This is a genomic window from Streptacidiphilus anmyonensis (genome assembly GCF_000787855.1).
Taxonomy (GTDB): Bacteria; Actinomycetota; Actinomycetes; order Streptomycetales; family Streptomycetaceae; genus Streptacidiphilus; species Streptacidiphilus anmyonensis.
This window is the reverse complement of sequence record NZ_BBPQ01000023.1, coordinates 56314-75090: the sequence shown is the minus strand read 5'-3', so window position 1 is coordinate 75090 and position 18777 is coordinate 56314. Positions and strand designations below refer to the sequence as shown.

Annotated in this window: 11 protein-coding genes and 3 pseudogenes; 9 read left to right on the top strand and 5 right to left on the bottom strand. The window is 73.0% G+C overall.

The window, feature by feature from the left end:
• Positions 1-310: 310 nt before the first annotated feature.
• The 3 genes from TR50_RS20935 (at position 311) to TR50_RS20925 (ending at position 3849) form a co-directional block, all read left to right on the top strand.
• Positions 311-1957 (top strand): YVTN family beta-propeller repeat protein, encoded by a 1647-nt coding sequence (locus TR50_RS20935; protein WP_160311142.1) that lies wholly within the window; start codon positions 311-313, stop codon positions 1955-1957.
• A gap of 200 nt (positions 1958-2157) precedes the next feature.
• Positions 2158-2721: a type III secretion system chaperone family protein gene (locus TR50_RS20930; protein ID WP_042423573.1), complete on the top strand. Its 564-nt coding sequence runs from the start codon at positions 2158-2160 to the stop codon at positions 2719-2721.
• A 120-nt stretch (positions 2722-2841) separates the two neighbouring features.
• On the top strand, positions 2842-3849 hold the full coding sequence (locus TR50_RS20925; protein ID WP_042423571.1) for a L,D-transpeptidase: 1008 nt from the start codon (positions 2842-2844) through the stop codon (positions 3847-3849).
• 129 nt (positions 3850-3978) lie between these two features.
• Here the strand turns inward: TR50_RS20925 and TR50_RS20920 are convergent.
• From TR50_RS20920 to TR50_RS20910, 3 genes and pseudogenes are all read right to left on the bottom strand, one after another.
• Positions 3979-5166: pseudogene (locus TR50_RS20920) on the bottom strand (serine/threonine-protein kinase); the annotation flags it as partial.
• Positions 5167-5267: 101 nt separating this feature from the next.
• Positions 5268-6026: a hypothetical protein gene (locus TR50_RS42710; protein WP_052441147.1), complete on the bottom strand. Its 759-nt coding sequence runs from the start codon at positions 6024-6026 to the stop codon at positions 5268-5270.
• 138 nt (positions 6027-6164) lie between these two features.
• Positions 6165-8288, bottom strand: a complete 2124-nt coding sequence (locus tag TR50_RS20910; RefSeq protein WP_042423569.1) for an N-6 DNA methylase — start codon at positions 8286-8288, stop codon at positions 6165-6167.
• A 214-nt stretch (positions 8289-8502) separates the two neighbouring features.
• Between TR50_RS20910 and TR50_RS20905 the strand changes: the two genes are divergently transcribed.
• The 3 genes from TR50_RS20905 to TR50_RS20895 all read left to right on the top strand — a co-directional run bounded on the left by TR50_RS20905 (position 8503) and on the right by TR50_RS20895 (position 13539).
• Positions 8503-9225 (top strand): hypothetical protein, encoded by a 723-nt coding sequence (locus tag TR50_RS20905; protein WP_042423567.1) that lies wholly within the window; start codon positions 8503-8505, stop codon positions 9223-9225.
• A gap of 328 nt (positions 9226-9553) precedes the next feature.
• A complete protein-coding gene (locus TR50_RS20900) occupies positions 9554-10720 on the top strand; it encodes a pyridoxal phosphate-dependent aminotransferase (RefSeq protein WP_042423565.1) in 1167 nt (388 codons plus the stop codon).
• Between the two features lie 104 nt (positions 10721-10824).
• On the top strand, positions 10825-13539 hold the full coding sequence (locus TR50_RS20895) for a PKD domain-containing protein (RefSeq protein ID WP_042423563.1): 2715 nt from the start codon (positions 10825-10827) through the stop codon (positions 13537-13539).
• A 35-nt stretch (positions 13540-13574) separates the two neighbouring features.
• Here the strand turns inward: TR50_RS20895 and TR50_RS20890 are convergent, their stop codons facing one another.
• The gene (locus TR50_RS20890; protein WP_042423561.1) at positions 13575-15008 is read right to left on the bottom strand and encodes an MFS transporter; all 1434 of its coding nucleotides are present in this window, start codon (positions 15006-15008) and stop codon (positions 13575-13577) included.
• 161 nt (positions 15009-15169) lie between these two features.
• Here TR50_RS20890 and TR50_RS20885 point away from each other — a divergent pair, with 161 nt between their 5' ends.
• Positions 15170-16276 carry an Lrp/AsnC family transcriptional regulator gene (locus tag TR50_RS20885; protein WP_042423559.1) on the top strand — a complete coding sequence of 369 codons (1107 nt, stop codon included), beginning with the start codon at positions 15170-15172 and terminating at the stop codon, positions 16274-16276.
• Here TR50_RS20885 and TR50_RS20880 read toward each other — a convergent pair.
• A pseudogene (locus TR50_RS20880) lies at positions 16200-16815 on the bottom strand (FHA domain-containing protein). The gene TR50_RS20885 and the pseudogene TR50_RS20880 overlap by 77 nt on opposite strands.
• A 538-nt stretch (positions 16816-17353) precedes the next feature.
• Between TR50_RS20880 and TR50_RS20875 the strand changes: the two are divergent.
• Both TR50_RS20875 and TR50_RS46820 read left to right on the top strand, forming a co-directional pair.
• The gene (locus tag TR50_RS20875) at positions 17354-17893 is read left to right on the top strand and encodes a DUF2617 family protein (RefSeq protein ID WP_042423555.1); all 540 of its coding nucleotides are present in this window, start codon (positions 17354-17356) and stop codon (positions 17891-17893) included.
• A 92-nt stretch (positions 17894-17985) separates the two neighbouring features.
• Positions 17986-18777: pseudogene (locus tag TR50_RS46820) on the top strand (spermidine synthase); the annotation flags it as partial.

Genomic DNA, 18777 nt, shown 5'->3' with positions numbered 1-18777 from the left:
CCGACGGACGGGCTGATCCATCGTCATCTCCCGTTCTCTTGTGGCCGGTGGGGTCCTCAGGAATGCTGTTGCGCGGCGGTGCGGCCGGGGAGGTCGGGGGCTCGTCGGCGCCCGCAGCGCGACGCACCGCCGAGGTCCCAGGGCTCCGACCGGTGCCTGCCGCGGCGGGCGCGCCGAGGGGGGAGTCCTCTTCATGTCCTCGCCGTATCCCTTGCTGCCGCCCACCAGCTCCGCCACGCGGGCCTTATCCGCCGATGCGTCGCCGCGGAGGCGGACCGGTGCCGTGCCCTCGGGCCGGCGGACGGCCGGCGTGCTGTCCGCGGTCGTCGGCCTCGCTCTGGCCGGAGCGCTCGCGGGCGGCGTGCCCGCCGCGCAGGCCGCCACCGTCGCCGCCGGCGCGCCCCAGGCGCCGTCGGGCGGTGTGGCCACCGCCTACGTGGCCGACGCCGGGAGCAACGCCGTCTCCGTGGTCGACGTCGCCACCGGCACCGTCAAGGCGACCGTCGCGAACGTGGGCGACGACCCGCAGGGCGCGGCCGCGGCCCCGGACGGCGGGCACGTCTACGTGCCGAACATCGGCTCCAACAACGTCGCCGTCATCGACACCCACAGCAACACCCTGGTCGCGGACGTGCCCGTGGGGTCGAGCCCGACCGCGGCGGCCGTCAGCCCGGACGGCGGCCGGGTCTACGTCGCGAACCTGGGCACCGACACGGTCTCCGTGATCGACACCGCGAGCGACACGGTGGCGGCCACAGTCACCGTCGGCGCGGGCCCGGACGCCCTCGCGGTCAGCCCCGACGGCAGCCGCGTCTACGTCGCGGACAGCGGCGGAGGCGGTGCGCTGTCGGTGATCGACACCGCCACGGACGCGGTGACCGCCACGCTGCCGACTGGCGGCGTGCCGGTGGCCCTGGCGCTGACCTCGGACGGCTCCCGCCTGTACGTGGCGGACCAGGGCTCTGCCACGCTCTCCGTGATCGACACCACGGCCGACGCCGTCGTCGCCACGGTCGCCGTCCCCGCCGCCCCCTACGCCCTCGCGCTCACCCCGGACGGGTCCCGGCTCTATCTGGCGGACGGCCCCGCGAACAGCGTGGCCGTGCTGGACACCGCCGCCGGGACGACCGCGACGATCCCGGTGGGCGGCAACCCGCAGGGCGTCGCGGTGACGCCGGACGGCTCCCGGGTGCTCGTCACCGACCTCGGCGCGGCCTCGGTCTCCGCCGTCGACACCGGCGACGACCAAGTGGTGGGCACCACCCCGGTCGGGGCGGACCCGGCCGGGGTGGCCGTCGCGCTGACCGTGCCCGCGCCCGTGGTGACCGGTGTCAGCCCGGCCTCCGGCCCGCCCGGAGGCGGGACCGCCGTCACCGTCACGGGCAGCCACCTCTCCGGCGCCACCGAGATCGACTTCGGTCCGGGCCGGCCCGCCGCGTCCTTCTCCTGCGGCGACCAGAGCTGCACCGCCGTCGCCCCGCCCGGCGCGGTCGGGACCGTGGACGTCCAGGTCACCACGCCGGGCGGGACCAGCGCCACGAGCCAGGGCGACCAGTTCGCCTACGCCGCCGCCGACGTGGGTGTGACCCTGGCCGCCAGCCCCCGTCCCGCCCTCCTCGGCGGCTCGATCGTCTACACGGTCACCGTCACCGACCACGGCCCCTCGGCGCTGACGTCGGCCACGGTCAGCGCGCTGCTGCCCACGCCGATGGCGGCCGCCTCCGGCGGCGACTGCACGGTCGGCGGGCGCGACGTCAGCTGCTCCGTCGGCGCCCTGGCCGTGGGCGCGAGCGCGACCCGGCAGTTCACCGTGCCGGTGGGCCTGCTCACCCTGGGGCTCCCCTACAAGGTGACGGTCGACCGCTCGGCCAGCAGCCCGATCGACCTGAACACGGCGAACGACGCGGCGAGCCGCAGCTGCACCGTGCTCACCTCGCTGCTGATCGACTGCTCGTAGCCGACGCGGTTCCCGGCGCGGTTCCCGGGGCGACGCGGCGGTACCGCGGCGCCCCGGGGGCCGGACACGTCGAGGGGGCGAACCTCGTGCGAACGGCGGCCTGTGAGTGCACGCCCGAGGGGGGCGACACTGGGCGCGACGCCCCCGGGTGAGGCAGGATGAGTGACGGCAAGCCGTAATCCCCGAAGGGAACCCCTGTCGTGAGCATCGACCCGTCCGCCATCCCCAACTTCGGCGGTCAGTCCCCGCAGCCTCCGCAGCCGCAGGGCCCCCCGCCGGTGATCATCCCCGACGCGGAGCTGGTGAAGCAGCTGCTGGACCAGATGCAGCTGAAGCACGGCGTGGACGCCGAGGGCGACGTCGTCGCGCCCTGGGAGGAGTTCCAGGTCTACTTCATGTTCCGTGGGGAGCAGAAGGAGCTCTTCGCGGTCCGCGCCTTCTACCAGCACGCACACGAGCTCGCCGCGAAGACCGCGCTGCTGGAGGCGCTGGACGAGTGGAACCGCGAGACCCTGTGGCCCAAGGTCTACACGCAGACCACCGACGAGGGCGAGCTCCGCATCGTCGGTGAGACGCAGATGATCGTCGGCATGGGCGTGAACATCAACTACTTCGCGGCCATGGTCGTGAACTGGGTTCAGGCCGCCGTGACCTTCAACCAGTGGATCAACGAGCGCCTCGGCCTGGTCAAGGACGTCGACGACAAGCAGGGCGGCGACGAGACCGACGGCGGCGCCGAGGACGGCGACTCGGCCGAGTCCTAATCTTGACCTTGGCTTTACATGACGCCTGCAACCGCTTGCGTAGGGTTCGGACTCTCTGGACATGTTGAAAATGGCCAGTGATGACGAAGTGACGCGAGCGGAGCAGGTGGCGTGGGGCGCGTGGGGCGGATCAGGAACGGAATCGGGATAGCACTGCTGGCGGGTGCGGTCGCCTTCGGGGCGAGCGGCTGCGGGGGCACGGCCTCCGCGACCTCGGCCAAGGGCACGGACGCACCGGTCGCGAACGGCGGCAACCCGTCGGTGAGCGCGAAGGCGAGCCCGTCGGCGAGCCCCTCACCGACCCACCCGGCCGGCCCGCCGGTCCAGCTGGACTCGATCTACCCGCTCAGCGGCGAGACGGTCGGAGTGGCGCAGCCCATATCCATCGTCTTCACCCACTCCGTCGCCGCCTCGGCCCACAAGGCCGTCGAGCAGGCGCTGAAGGTGACCACCTCCGTGCCGATGACCGGTGCGTGGCACTGGTTCGGCGACCGCCGCGTCGACTGGCGTCCGCAGAACTACTGGCCGTCCGGGACCAAGGTCTCCGTCGACGCCGACCTGAACAACGTCGGTGACGGCAACGGCCGTTGGGGCACCAAGGACTACCACCACAGCTTCACCGTCGGTGCCGACATCGAGTCCAAGGTGAGCGTCCCCGGCCACTGGATGAAGGTCTACAAGAACGGCTCGCTGATCAAGACGATGCCGATCGACGCCGGCAGCCCGCAGTTCCCGTCGTGGGACGGCACCATGGCCGTGATCGACAAGCAGGCCGAGGTCCGCATGACCTCCTGCAGCGTCGGCATCAGCTGCGACAAGAGCAGCCCCAACTACTACGACATCACGCTGCCCAATGATGTCCATCTGACCCAGTCGGGCACCTACGTGCACTACTCCACCGGCGACCCGTACCCGGGCCACAGCTATGGCTCGCACGGGTGCGTGCACCTGTCGCTGTCGGACTCGAAGTGGTTCTACGACCTCAGCCAGCCCGGTGACCCGGTCACCATCACCGGTTCGCCGCGCGGCAACGTCTCCGGCGACAACGGCTATGCGGCCTTCACGCTGAGCTGGTCCGACTGGCTGTCGGGCAGCGCGGCGGGCGCCCTCCCGACGACGGTCGGCTGAGGCTGGGACTCAGGCTCGGACTCAGGCAGGAACCGAGCCCGGTCCCATCGGGACCGGGTCTCGGGTGGCACGTCACGGCCGGTGCGGAGTCGCACCGGCCGTTCCGTGTGCCTGGGCATGCGGCTGGAGCGCCGCGTACTGCCGGCGCAGTGCGGCCGCGACGGGGGAGTCGACGCCGTGTCGCGCCTCGGCCGTGCGCAGCGCGCTGCCGAGCAGCCCGAGGGCCTGGCTGATCCGGCCGGCGGCGAGCAGACGGCGGGCCTCGTCGACGGTCGCGGCGAGCAGGTCGGCCTCGGGGCCTGGAAACGGAGTGCCGTGCGCCGGAGTACTGGGCGTGGGAGTTCCCGGCTCGGGCATGGGCGGCATGGACGGCATGGGCGGCGTGGGCGGCAGGGACGCGGGGATGGACGCGGGCGCGGGCGGGTGTGGCCCGAACGACGGTGGCGGTGCGGGCGCGGCGGCCCGGTCCGGCCACGGCGCGAACGGCAGACGGAACGGCCGCGTCGGATCGCAGAGGCTCCGACCGGCGGGCGAGTACCCCGGCGGCAGCGGGAGCAGCGGCGCCAGCGCCTGGTAGACCGCATGCGCGTCGGTGGGCCGCTGCGCGGGATCCTTGGCCAGCAGCCGCAGCACCAGTGTCTCCAGCGCCGGCGGCACCTCGGACCGTAGCCGCCGCAGTGGAGTCGGCGGCTCGTGCAGATGCCGGTGGAGCGTGCCGAGCGCCGACGACCCCTCGAACGGGACCGTGCCGCTGAGCAGTTCGTGCAGCACGGCGCCGAGCGAGTAGAGGTCGCTCGCCGGTCCGACCGGGCTGCCCATCGCCTGCTCGGGCGACATGTAGGCGGGGCTCCCGACAGGGGAGCCGGTGGCCGTCACACGCGTCGTGTCCGCGCCCAGCACCGCCGCGACGCCGAGGTCCAGCACTACCAGCGTGCCGTCGTGACGCAGCATCAGGTTGCGTGGCTTCAGGTCCCGGTGGACGACGCCCGCCTCGTGCACGGCGGCCAGGACGGCGCACAGCTGCGCCGCCACGGCCACCGCCCACGGCCACGGATACGGGTCGTTCTCGGCGAGGTGGTCCGCCAGGTCGGTGCCGCGGACGTACTGCATGACCAGGTAGAGCTCGTCCGTGTCGGTGCCGGCGTCGTGCACGGTGACCAGCCCCGGGTGGTCGACGCGCGCGGTGACCCGCGACTCGCGCTCGAAGCGGCGGCGCAGCTCGTCGGTGTGCGTTCCGCCAGGGGCGGCGGCACGCAGGAGCTTGACCGCGACCTCGCGGCCGAGCAGCAGGTCCCGGGCCGTCCAGACCTGGCCCATGCCGCCCTGGCCGACGAGTGCGGTCAGCTCGTACCGTCCGCCGACCGTGCGGGGGCCCGAGCCGGGAACGGGCTCGGGGATCGGGGCGGGCACCGGGGTGGTCACCGTGCTGGCCGCTCGTGCTGGTGCAGCAGCGCGCTCAGCTCGTCGAGATCGGCCTGGACCTGTCCGAGCGGGACGATCGGCGTCGGCTGCGCGGCAGGAGCCGCGGAGTCGACCGGTCCCAGCACTACCTCAGGTCCCACCACTCCCGCAGGTCCCAGCACTCCCGCGGGGCCCGCCACTCCGGGAGGTCCGGCCGGGGACCAGGACGGCGCCGGGGCCGCGTACGGCGGCACGGGCTGGTGGCGCGGCTGCCGCAGCTCGGCGACGAGGTAGTAGACCGTGGAGCTCGCCATCATGAGGAGCAGGATCATCACTCCGACATCGGACCTGCCGGTGTCGCGGTCGTCCGGCGACGAGCCGACCAGGTAGAAGCCCAGGGTGCAGAGCACCACCGTGGCCGCCAGCACGACCCAGTCGACCACCCGGCGTCGGAGCAACGCGGCCCGCACCAGCGGGACCCAGGCGAGGATCCCGATCGAGGCGATCGGAACGCAGGTCAGGAGGACCCGGAGCAGGAAGAGGCCCACGCGGGCGGCGGTGGACCGTTCGCGGGGTGCGGCGAGGTGGTCGTATCCGAGCCGGACTCCGTGCGGGTACGGCGCGGCGTTCGCCTGCGCGGTGTACGGGCCGGCCCCCGGGGGCGGGTACCCGTACGCGGGCGCATACGGATCGGCGGGCGGCGTGTACGGCGGCGTGTAGGGCGACGTGTACGGCGGCGTGTACGGCGGCGTCGGGTCGCTGGCGGGGCCGTACATGCGCAGCTCCTGGGATCGGGCTCGGGTCGTCGGTAGCGTACCGTCGGCCGAGCCCGGCCCGGCAGCTCCCTCCGGCGCTCCTTTCGGCCCGCTCACGCGGCTCGTTCCGGACGCGGGACGCCGACGACGAGCCGTCCCTCACCTCCCGTCCGGACCGCCCTCCGCCAGGCCGTCGTAGAGGCCCTGGGCGAACTGTTCGCCCAGGCGCGCGGCTTGGCGCAGTGCCTGCTCGAACTCCGCGACCTCCCGGAACCGTGCGCCGTAGCGCCGCTGCTCGGCCAGCGGCAGGCGGGGCAGTTGGAGGCGGCGTGCGTCGAGGCGGGTGGAGGTGCCCGTGAAGGTCGAGGCCTGTCGGCTGTTGGCGGTGGAGCGCAGGAAGCCGGCGAGGAACCAGGGGTCGACCGCGTCGGGCGTCGGGCGCAGCAGTTGGTGACCCCGCTCCAGTGGCGCTCCGGCCTCCGCCTCGGCCACGACGTGGATGCCGCCGCCCTCTTGGCCGTGCACCGGCACGACCACGTCCCCGGCACGGGTCAGCGGCCCGGACGTGGTGGAGGCGGAGCCCGAGGCGCCGGTGCCGGCCGTGAGCAGCGTGAGTGCGCCCGCGCGGGCGAGCTCCCCGACGCTGGTCGCCGGCCAACCGCCGGAGCGGGGGCCCCCGGCGGCGGCCTCGACGGCCTCGCCGGTCGCGGGCAGCAGCGACGCCCGTCCGAGCGCGTCGACGAGCTGCTCCCGCAGCTCGTCGAGCCCGACGGCGCCGCCGTCCACGGCGGTCGGTGGCAGGTGGCGGGCCGGTGTGAGGTCGACCTCGTCGTCCAGCAGCTCGACGACGGGCACCAACCGGCTCACACCGGGTCGCTCGACGCCACCCCGCTCGCCGCCGCCCCGTTCGACGCGTGGCCGCTCGACGCCTTGCCGCTCGTCTGGCGGTTCGACTCCCGGTCGTTCGCCGCCGCCCCCGCGTGCTTCGTGACGTGCGGCCGTGTCCCTGGCCTGGACCGCGCCTACGGCGCCTGCCGCGCGTCCCGCGCCTGTCTGTGTCCGCCGCCCCGCACCCGCGGTGCCCTCGGCGTCCCCTGTCCGCTCCGCGGCCTGCCACGCCGCCAGGGCGGCGTCGCGGGCCTCGGGCCAGGTGAGCGCGCCCGTCTCGACGAGCAGCAGGCCCTGCCCGGGGGTGGCGCCCGCGTCGGCCGGGCGGCGCAGGATCCAGAGGTGAAGGGGGATCCCGTACGGCGGGGCGGCTCCCGCCGGGAGGGCGATGACCGCGCGCAGCGTGCCGCGGCGCAGCAGGTCGGCGCGGATGCGGCGTCCGGACCGACGGGACGCCGCGGCCGGCGGCATCAGCACCACCACGGTGCCGCCCTCGCGGGCGTGGGCCAGCGCGTGCTGCACCCAGGCGAGTTCGGATTCGGTGCGCGGCGGCAGCCCGTACTCCCAGCGGGAGTCGTAGGCGAGCTCCTCGTGGCCCCAGTTGCGCTCGTTGAAGGGCGGATGGCAGAGCACGACGTCGGCGCCGGGCGCGTGCGGCGGGCGGTCGAAGGCGTCGGCCCGCAGGCTGTCGCCGGTCCGCACGTCCACGGAGTCGCGCAGGACAGCCGTGTCCTCGGAGCCCTCCGCGGCGAGCGTCAGGCGGAGTTCGGCGAGGGCCGCGAGCTCGGGCTCGGCGTCCTGGCCGCAGAGGCGGGCGTCGGGGTTCAGCGTGCGGGCGGCGTCGAGGAGGCCGCCGAAGCCGCACGCCGGGTCGAGGACCTCGGCCGCCGGGCCGCCGAGCCCGGCCATGAGCACCGCCAGCTCGGCCGGGGTCGAGGCGTACTGGCGTGAGACGGACTCCAGTTGACGGCCGAGAAGGAAGGCGAACGCCTCGGCGGGCGAGGTCTCCTCCGCCAACTCCAGGCCGGTCGTCAGCAGCGGCGTTTCCGCGGCGCCCGGGTCAGGGCCGAGGGTGAGCGCGGAGCCGAGACGGATCAGGGCGGCGGAAGGGCCGATCGGGTACTGCTCGACCTCCTGCCAGGCGCGTTCGCGCAAGGGGACCCGGGTGAGCTTGCCCTGGACGCGCAGCCACTCCTCCACCTGCGCGAGGTCGAAGGTCGGGCTGCTGGGCGTGCCGCCGACGGGCTTGGGGAAGTCGGCGTGGCGCCGACGCCAGTTGCTGACCGCGGCCGGGCCCACGCCCGCCAGGCGGGCGATCGCCGTCGCGGTGACCTCGGCCTGCCGCGGTGTCCCGTGGGCGGGTTGGGGCTGACGGGCCTTGCGCTGCTGGGCCATCCTCGCGCCTCCTTCGGGATCCCCCCGTGGATCCGCGGTGATCATACACACCGAGCCCGTGAGTTCACGTTTCACACACGCAGTCCGTGTTGACTGACTTAACAGCCCGTGCTGTGATTCTCTCGCTGCACAGCCGAGGCGCGCGAACAGCGGACCACGGCGTGTGTTCTGCGCCCTCACCTGCCATCCCCCAGCTCGGAAGAGGCGTTCCACCATGACCACCCACCTCCGTCGCGCACTCGCCGTCGCCCTTTGCGCCGGAGCCGCCTTGGCCCTCACCGCCTGCTCCTCCTCCGGGGGCAGCACGACGGGCGCGAGCTCCGCAGCCGCCCCGGCCTCCGCCACGCCCGACCCGAACGCCGGCCTGCCCAACGGAACCGAACTGGCGGGCCGGCTGCTCTCCGGCAGTGTGGTGCCCTCCCTGAAGGCCGACCCGAACATCACCCGCAACTCCGGCACGGCCTTCCAGGATTCGGGCACCAGCGTCGTGCCGGCGTCCACGGCCTGCACCCAGCTCGACCAGACGGACTGGGTCACCTCGACCGGCGTCCGCGAGGCTTCCTTCGCCGCGGCCGACTTCCACGACTCCGCCGGCAACGAGTTCTACGAGGAGATCGGCGCCTACCAGGGCACCGGCGCGACCGAGCAGCTGACGGCCCTCAAGAAGGTCTTCGCCGAGTGCAAGACCCACAAGGTCACCGGCAACGGCAGCCCCTACACCGAGCACGTCAAGGTCACCGCGCTCAGCGGGTTGGGCGACGAGGCTGTCGAGGCCGTCCTCTCCTCGCCCAACTACGACGGAGGCGAGACGCTGGTCGCCGTCCGCAGCGGCAAGCAGGTCGTGGACGTGATGTACAACGACCAGAAGACCACCGGCGCCAAGGCGCTGACGCTGGCGCGCGAGCTGCTCAAGAAGGTCCCCGCGGCCACGAGCTGACGGCCGTCCGCCCGGAGGGCCGTCGCAGGCGGCCCTGAGCGCGCGGGGGTAGCGCTCAGGGCCGTTTCCAGCGCAGCGGCTGTCTCGGCGGTAGCGCCCGTCCCGCCGACGGTCTCGCCCCGCGCGATCGAGGGGTCTGTCCAGCGACCAGACTCCCGAGCACCGGGCGGTCCGCGCCCTTCCGTCGGCGGTCACGTCACTGGTCGCCTCACCGGCCCTCACCGGCTGTCTCCCGGCCCGGTGCCCGGCCCGCCGCCCGCCGTGTGGCGACCGGGCCCGCGTGCGCCGAAACGGTCACCGGCGCGAACCGACCGCCTATGCTGCGCTCATGAGCGACAGGCCGCTGCTGAACCGCCGACTGGCGGGCATGGGGACGACGATCTTCGCGGAGATGTCCGCGCTCGCCACCGCCACGGGCTCGATCAACCTGGGCCAGGGCTTTCCGGACACCGACGGTCCGCGCGAGATCGCGCAGGCCGCGGCGGACGCGGTGCTGTCGGGGCGGGGCAACCAGTACCCGCCGGGGCCCGGCATCCCGGAGCTGAGGGCGGCCATCGCCGAGCACCAGCAGCGCTTCCACGGCCTCGCATACGACCCGGACACCGAGGTACTGGTCACCGCCGGCGCGACCGAGGCGATCGCCGCCGCGCTGCTGGCCCTGCTGGAGCCGGGCGACGAGGTGATCGCCTTCGAGCCCTTCTACGACTCCTACGCCGCCTGCATCGCCATGGCCGGCGCCACCCGCGTCCCGTTGACGCTCCGTGCGCCGTCCTTCCGTCCGGACCTGGACCGGCTCCGCGCGCTGATCACGCCGCGCACCCGGCTGCTGCTGCTCAACTCCCCGCACAACCCGACCGGCATGGTGCTGACCGGCGACGAGCTGGCCGCCATCGCCGAACTCGCCGTCGAGCACGACCTGCTGGTCGTCACGGACGAGGTCTACGAGCACCTGGTCTTCGCCCCGTCCACGCACCGACCGCTCGTCTCGCTCCCCGGTATGCGCGAGCGGACGGTCTCCATCTCCTCGGCGGGCAAGACCTTCTCCTTCACCGGATGGAAGGTCGGCTGGGTCACCGCCACGCCCGAGCTCGTGGCCGCCGTCCGCACCGCGAAGCAGTACCTGACCTACGTCAGCGCCGGTCCGTTCCAGTACGCCGTCGCGGAGGCTCTGCGCCTCCCGGACTCCTACTTCGCCACCCTCCGGGCCGACCTCCAGCGCAAGCGCGATCTCCTGGGGAGCGGCCTGCGCGCGGCCGGCTTCGAGGTCTACGAGCCCCAGGGCACGTACTTCATCACCACCGACACCGCGCCGTTCGGTGAGAAGGACGCCTACGCGTTCTGCCGCGCCCTGCCGGAGCGCTGCGGCGTGGTGGCGATCCCCAACTCGGTCTTCTACGACGACCCGGACGCGGGCCGCTCCCAGGTGCGCTTCACCTTCTGCAAGCAGGACTCGGTCCTTGAGGACGCCGTCTCCCGGCTCGCCGCACTGCGCTGAATTCCGGCCGGGGGAAAGCGACTTTGCGCCACGGCGGCTGTGTGGCAGGATCCCCGCGCTGTCTGTGTTGATCAGGGGTGGGGGATGGTATGAAGCGTGCTCGTATGTCCGGTGCGCTGGTGCTTGCGGTGGTGGCGACCGGTCTGACGCTGCCCGTGTCGTCGGCCGCCGCCACCGGGAGCGACCTGTACGTCGACGGCTCGAACGCATCCTGCTCGGACGGCGGGTCCGGCAGCGCCGCGCAGCCGTACTGCACGGCGCAGGCCGCCGCGGACGCCGCCCAGGCGGGTGACACCGTCCATGTGACCGCCGGCAGCTACGGTGCGCTTCGCCTGACCCGCTCGGGCGATGACGGCGCACCGATCAGGTTCACCGGCCAGTACACCGGCAGCGTGCGGTTCGACAGCCTGACGGTGAGTGGTGTCCACGACGTGAGTCTGGACCGGATGTTCCTCGGCGCCGTGCGGATCGACTCCTCCTCGACGGTCGCGCTCGACTTCGACACCCTCAACGGGGGCACGACTCCCGGCCTGGTCGTGGGAGCGGGGAGTTCGAAGGTCACCGTCAGCCGCTCGAGCGTCCAGGCGAACGGCGTCAGCGCGGCCGAGGTCGACCCCGGGGCTCAGGGCGTCGTCATCACGACCGACATGATCGAGACGAACGGCGGCACGCCGGGCGTGGCGGTGCACGGCGCGACCGGCACCGACGTCGTCAGCGACGCCTTCATGGGCTCAGCCGTGCCGGTCCAGGTCGATCAGTCGGCGAGCGGAACGGTCCTGGAGAACGACGACGTCGAGGGCCCGATCACCGTTTCGGCCGACTCCGCCGCGACCACGACCTCGGATTACAACGTCGACTACACCGTGGGCTCGGGACCGCTCTACTCCTGGGCCGGCGTGGACTACGGCAGCCTGTCCCCGTTCACCGCCGCGAGCGGCCAGGGCAAGCACGACCTGGCCGGTGGGCCGGTGACGCTGGTCAACGGACCGGGCTCCTCCGACCGCCTCGAACTCGACTCCGCCGACGCCGCCGCGCCGGGGGAGCTGACCACCGACTACTTCGGAAGACCCCGCGTCGACGACACCCTGGTGCCCAACACCGGGACCGGGGCCGGTTACTACGACCGCGGCGCCACCGAGCTTCAGGACCCGTGGCAGGGGTGGACGCCCAAGGCGGCGCCCGCCGCGGTCGCCTACGGGTCGACCGTCTCGTTCACCACGGGCGATGCCAACCCTTGGCACGACGTCGTCACCCGCACGTTCGACTTCGGAGACGGCACGGAGCCGGTCACGACCACGGACACCGTGGTCCGCCACACCTACGGTGCCGTCCCCGGCGGTGGCAGCAAGGTCTACACGGTGACGGTCACCGAGGTCTCCCCGGCGACCGGCGAGGCCGAGCGGTTCACCACCACCGAGATCGTGAGCCCGCCGGGACCGGTCTCGGTCCAGTCGCCCCAGTTCGCGGTGCAGAACACCAGCGTTCCGCTTGCCGTGACGCTGTCCTCCGTGCAGTACCTGTCGCCGTTCAGTCTCGGCTCCTGCTCGGTCGACTTCGGAGACGGGACGACCCTGCCGGGCTGCGGGAACCTGACGCACACCTACGCCAAGCCGGGGATCTACCAGACCAAGGTGGCGGTGACCGACGCGGCGGGCCGCAGCGCGAGCGTGGGCCGAGCCCTGAGCGTCGGGCCGGAGTTCGTGCGCACCACGCCGGTCACGGCGTTGGACACCTACCACGGCACCGGCGGCGTCAAGGGCGCCGTCGCACCCGGCCGTACCCTCCGGATCCAGGTGGCCAACCGCTACGGGGTGCCGGGCGTCCCGTCGTCGGTGGTCCTGAACGTCAGTGCGGTCGGTGCGGGACAGGCGGGTTCCGTGACGGCCTACGCGGACGGAAGCTCCCGTCCGTCGGAGCCCACGGTGCTCTACCCCGCACGGCAGTCCAGCAGCAGCCTGATCCATGTGCCCGTGGGCGCGGACGGCTACGTCGACCTGACCAACCTCTCCGGGCAGGCCTACGTCTCGGCTGAGGTGGAGGGCTACGACACCACGAACCCGGAGTCGGCGCACGGCCTGGAGTTCGTGGGCGGGGACTACCCGGGTGACACCCAGCACTGGGCGCTGGTCATGCAGCGCAGGATGGGTCCGGGCGCGACGGTCAGCTTCCAGGCCGCCCCGGGGTACCAGAGCTACATGACCCCGCCCGGTCAGCGTCCCCTGCTGGCGGTGCTGAATGTGGCCACGCAGATCACCACGGCGTTCACCCGGGTGACGGTCCAGGGCGGCGCGGGCGCGGGCGCCGGAGCCGACGGCGTGTACGGCTACCCGGGCCAGATGCACAGCACGACCCTGCTCGTGCCGGTCGCCCCGGACGGCACTGTGAGCATCCACAACACTGCGGGCTCGACGACCGTGAGCGCCTCGGTCGAGGGGTACTACCTGCCCGCGTCCTCGGACGAGGCGCTGCACGCCCTCGTCCCGGTCAGGTCCACGCCCGTCTTCGACACCCGGACCGGGCTCGGCGGCCGGCACGCTCAGGTTCCGTACTCCGGCACGCTCTGGATCAAGGTGGCGGGGGTGGGCGGCATTCCCGCCGCGGCCACGGAGGTGGCCGTGCGGCTCTCAGCGGTCGACGTGCGCTCGGGCGGGATCGTGGACGAGGACCACTCGGACGGGATGGTGCTCGACATCGCCAACGGGCAGCCTGCCGCGGACCTCGTCGACCTCCCGGTCGTCAACGGGTACATCAAGGTCTCCTGCTTCCTGCAGAGCTCGTTCGACCTGACCGCCTCGGTCGAGGGCTACGCCGTCAGCTGACGACACGCGTCACGGCCGGGCCTTCGTGTTGCCGCTCAGCGCGCGGTGTTGTCCGCCGGGGCGCCCGTCGGCGAGGACGTGGCCACCGGGGTGGCCGGGGCCATCAGGTGGGGGCGGCGCACCGTGACGAGGACCAGGAGGCCGGCGACGAGGCCGGTGAGGCCGGCCGTCAGGAAGACGGGGTGGAGGCCGGCGGCGAAGGCCGAGCGCGCGGAGTGGCCGTGGGCGTGCTGCTGGAACACGGTGCCGAGGACGGCGATGCCGAGGGCGTAACCGAGCTGGCGGGAGGTGTTGAGGGCTCCGGAGGCCATCCCCGCGCGCTGCGGCGGGACGGAGGCCAGTGCCGTGGCCATGAGCGTCGGGGTGGACAGGCCGACGCCGACGCCGGTGACGAGCATGCCGGGCAGCAGCGCCGACCAGTCGGAGCCCGCGGAGACCGCGGTCAGCAGCAGGGTGCCAGTGCCGATGAACAGCAGGCCCACCCCGATGGGGAGTTGCGGCGGGAACCGGTGCAGGGAGCGGCCGGTGGCCAGGGCAACGACGAAGGCGGTCGCGGCCATCGGCGAGACGGCCAGGCCCGCGTCCAACGGCGAGAGGTCCAGGGCCTGCTGGAGCCAGAGCGAGGTGTAGGTGAGCTCGGCGAAGGCCGCCGCGTTCAGCAGCAGCCCGCCGACCAGCAGGCCGGTGAAGCTGCGGTTGCGCAGCAGCGACAGGTCCAGCAGCGGGCGGCGGACCCGCAGTTCGGCGACGACGAAGACGATCAGCGCCACCGCGGAGCCGCCGAGCGAGCCGAGCACGACGGCGCTGCCCCAGCCGTGCGTGCCGCTCTCGATCAGCCCGTACGTCAGCGCTGCCGCGAAGACGGTGAAGGCCAGCGCGCCGGTGCTGTCCACCCGGCCCTCGACGGCCTGCGGGCGCGGCAGCCGCAGGCCCTTGCCCAGCGTCATGGCGAGGGCGATCGCCGCGATCGGCAGGTTGACCAGGAAGATGGACCGCCAGCCGAACTGGTCGGTGAGCAGCCCACCGAGAACCGGGCCGACGGCGGCCGCCGCGCCGTTGACGGCGCCCCAGACGCCGAAGGCGGTCCCCCGGTCGCGGCCCTGGTAGGCGCCCGCGATCAGCGCGGTGGTGGAGGTCATCATCGCCGCTCCGCCGACGCCCTGGACGGCGCGGGCGGTGATCAGCGTGGCCGCGTCCGGAGCCAGCGCGCACACCAGCGAGGCGGCCGCGAAGACCACCAGACCGGCGAGGTAGAGGCGCCGGTGGCCGAGCCGGTCTCCGAAGGAGCCGCAGACCATCAGCAGCGCTGCCAGCGTCAGCGCGTAGATGTCCACCACCCATTGCAGTGAGGTGAAAGACGAGTTCAGGTCGGCGGACATCTTGGGCAGCGCGACGTTCACGATGCTGACGTCGACGAGCAGCATGAACGCGCCGAGGCAGATGGCTGCGAGCGGTATCCACTTACGCACGGTGGGCTCCGGTTGACGGGACTGGGCTTGGGGTCGGTCGTGGGGTGGGCCGGACCCGTCCACGCGACCGGCCCTGGCCCACAGCCTGCGTCCGGCCGGGGCCACGGGCACCGCCACCACCCCCTGCTGCGGTGGATCTCGACATTGCCTAGCCTGAGAGGGTGGAATCCGACAACACCACCACGGTACGCCCGGGTGCCTTCGACCCGCTCGACCGCCAGTTGATCCAGGCGCTCCAGCTCGACGCACGAGTGCCCTTCAGTCGTCTCGCCGAGCTGCTCGGCGTCTCCGACCAGACCGTCGCGCGCCGCTATGCCCGGCTGCGGGAGACGGGGCTGCGGGTGCTGGGACTGAGCTCGCCCGAGGCGCTCGGCGAGGTGCGCTGGATGGTGCGGGTGCAGTGCGCGCCCGCCGCGGCCCTGGACCTGGCCGAGGCGCTGGCGCGGCGCGAGGACACCGCCTGGGTCAACGTCTGCTCCGGCGGCGCCGAGATCAACTGCTCCACCAGGGCGCACCCGGACCGGCACGACGACCTGCTGCTCCAGCGGCTGCCGCGGACGCCGGCCGTGGTGGGCATCGTCGCGCACTGCGTGCTGCACACCTACTTCGGCGGACCGCAGAGCCTCGCGCTCAAGTCCGGCGCCCTCGACGCCGAGCAGGTCGCCTGGCTGCGCGCCCAGTCCGGTCTCCACCCCGGTGGCCGGTCCGGCGCCTCGGCCGTCGCGCCGGACCCGTTCGCCCAGGGGGCGCGGGTGACGCTCGACGACGGCGACCGGCGGCTGTTCGCCGCCCTGGCCGTCGACGGCCGCGCCGGCTTTCCCGAACTCGCCGCCGCCACAGGCTGGTCGGCGAGCACGGTGCGCCGCCGGATGGACGAGCTGTACCGCTGCGGCGCGCTCTACTTCGATCTGGAGCTCGACTGGCGGCGCTTCGGCGTGCACGCGATGACGGAGCTCTGGCTCGACGTCGCACCCGCCGAACTGGCGGCCACGGGCGAGGCCTTGGCCGCTCACCCCGAGATCGGCTACGTCGCGGCGGTCACCGGCCCGAGCAACCTCAACGCCGTCGTGCTCGGCGCGGACGTGCAGGCCCTCTACACCTACCTGACCACCAGGATCGCCGCGTTGCCCGCCGTGCGGCGGATCGAGTCGGCGCCCGTGATGCGCACGGTGAAGGGCCCGGGGCCCTACGTCACGCCCGTGCGGCCGACCCGCCCGAGAACGGTCCGCCCGCGAGCGGCCCGCCCGTCGCGGCGAGCCGGAAGCTGACGGAGCCGAAGCTGACCCGGTCCCCCGCCCGGACCGGAACCGCGCCGATCACGCGCCAGCCGTTGACCTGCGTGCCGTTGGTCGAGCCGAGGTCGCGCAGCAGCCAGACGCCGCCCTCCAGCCGCAGTTCCGCGTGGACGCGGGAGACCGACTCGTCGCCGAGTTTGAGGTCGCACCCCGGCAGCCGTCCGACTCTTCACCGGCCCGGCCGGGTTGCGCGGCAGCGGCAGCGCAGGCAACTGCGGTGTGCGCCAGGCGTTGTCGAGCCGCACCTTGAGGGTGGCGAGGGCGCCGACGGTCCGGGTCAGGGCGCGGGTGAGCCGCCCGCCGACGGGCAGGTCGGCGGTGAGGGCGTCGAGCTCGTGCCGGGCGCGGGCGGTGAAGGCCGACTCCATCCGGCGCAGGAAGGTGTCATGGGAGAGCCGCCCCTGCACCGCGTGCTCGCGCAGCTGCTCGACCACCCGTTCCCGGTCCGCGTCGGAGAGGCGCTCGCCGGGCAGGAGCTCCTCCGGGAGGCCGTCCGGAGGGAGTTCGCCCATGCGGAGCACGGAGGTGCGCGGTTCCGGATGCGGCCGCGTGGCGGGGTTGCTCATGGAGCTGATTGTCATCTCTCCCGGCGGGGCCGTCCAGATCCGTCGAAGGAGGGAGCGGGCGGGGTCGGGCTGACGGCGCATGGCTCCGTTCGGGTGGCACACGGACGGGTGATCCTCGGAGCCGGAAAATTGCCGGATATGCCCACTGAATGATCGCCGGGCACATGTCACCGAGATCGCGGGTGAGTTCACCGGGAATCGCGGCACGTCAAAGGCGTCTTCACCAGGATGCCAGGAAACTCGTTCCATTTTGCGGGCCGGATGGGGGACCGGTGTCGAAAATGGGTAAATCCCCTACGGACACGGAGCATTCGTGCTTCGCTGCTTCCTGAGTCCCCGAATGTCTCTCCGCCGCGGTGCCCTTCGGTCCGTTCATGCCATTCATGCCGTTGACATGTCACTTCTTTGCCGTGTCGCGCCGTGACACGGCATGCCGGGGCCGCGCCCCGGCGTTGTCGAGTGACCCGAGTACGCGGAGCCGAGAATGCTCACCACCCTCAAAACGACCTACACCGACACCCGTGCCGGGGATCTGGCGTGGTGCCTGGGGAGCGGCCTGCTCCCCGCCCTCGCCGTGCTCGACCTCGAACTCGGCCAGGGCAGCCTCCAACTGCGCCTTCTCGGCGCCTCCCACCAGGTCGTCCTGGACCAGAGCGAGCAGGGGCAGGACGCCTGCGTCGAGACGGTCGCCTGCATGCCGGGCCGCCGCACCCCGCTGCCCGCCCGCGCCGCGGAGCACGTCCGGGGCTGGGAGTACGAATTCGCTGCACGCATCGAAAAACTGACGAAACATGATTTCGACTGCCGGGCCCAGGAGTTGCTCGCCTTGGTGGAGAACCACCCGCACGGACTGGCGGGCGTCTTCCCGGGCGACCCGAATGCGTTCACCGCGTTGCTCGCGGGCGGCGACGAGGAGGGCATCCTCTGGCGCACCTGGCACGCCTATCCACAGGAGGGTCGCCTGGTGTGCACGCGCTCGACGTTGCGACGGCGGGACTGGCAGTCCGCAGAACTCGGCGGATGATTGGGTCAGGTGTCCGCCACGTCAATGCGACGATCTGCGGACCACTCGTCCGGGCGCAGAACCCGGACGGGTCCGTCGCCTAGCGTTTCTGCGTGATCAACCCAACCCCCCGAGCCGCCCGGCTGCTCGTGCTGCTCGCGGCCTTCGTGTGCGCCGCCTGCGGGTTGGTCTACGAGCTGGAACTGGTCGCCCTCGGCAGCTACCTGCTGGGCGATTCCGTCACCGAGGCATCCGTGGTCCTGTCCGTGATGGTCTGCGCCATGGGCGTCGGCTCCCTGCTGGCCAAACGGTTCACGCTGCGCCCGGCCGCCTCCTTCGCCCTCGTCGAGAGCCTGCTCGCGCTCGTCGGCGGCCTCTCCGTGATCGCCCTGTACGGCTGCTACGTCTGGATCGGCCACTACCAGGCCGCACTTGTCGGCTTCGCCTCCCTGATCGGTCTGCTGATCGGCGCGGAGATCCCGCTGCTGATGACGTTGATGCAGCGCATCCGGCGGCAGGAGGCGGGCCGTGCCGTCGCCGACCTCTTCGCCGCGGACTACGTCGGCGCGCTGGTCGGCGGCCTCGCCTTCCCGTTCCTGCTGCTGCCCACCCTCGGCCAGCTGACCGGCGCGCTGCTGACCGGCGTCGTCAACACGGTCGCGGGCGGGCTGATCGCCTTCTGGCTCTTCCGCGGCGAGCCCGCGCCGCGGGAACGGGTGCTGCTCGGACTGTGCAGCGGAGCCGTGGTCGTGGTGCTCGGCTTCGCCTGGGCCGGCAGCGGGGCCTTCGAGCGCGCCGCGCAGCGACGGCTCTACGGAGCCCCGGTCCGCGTCAGCGCGCAGAGCAAGTACCAGCAGATCATCCTCACCGGCGGGCCAGGACCGAGCACGGACGCGGCCCGCCTC

Coding starts and splice junctions, on each gene's coding strand:
- TR50_RS42710 (WP_052441147.1), bottom strand. CDS start 6,026: ATGTACGGCCCCGCCAGCGACCCGACGCCGCCGTACACGCCGCCGTAC.
- TR50_RS20910 (WP_042423569.1), bottom strand. CDS start 8,288: ATGGCCCAGCAGCGCAAGGCCCGTCAGCCCCAACCCGCCCACGGGACA.
- TR50_RS20905 (WP_042423567.1), top strand. CDS start 8,503: ATGACCACCCACCTCCGTCGCGCACTCGCCGTCGCCCTTTGCGCCGGA.
- TR50_RS20900 (WP_042423565.1), top strand. CDS start 9,554: ATGAGCGACAGGCCGCTGCTGAACCGCCGACTGGCGGGCATGGGGACG.
- TR50_RS20895 (WP_042423563.1), top strand. CDS start 10,825: ATGTCCGGTGCGCTGGTGCTTGCGGTGGTGGCGACCGGTCTGACGCTG.
- TR50_RS20875 (WP_042423555.1), top strand. CDS start 17,354: ATGCTCACCACCCTCAAAACGACCTACACCGACACCCGTGCCGGGGAT.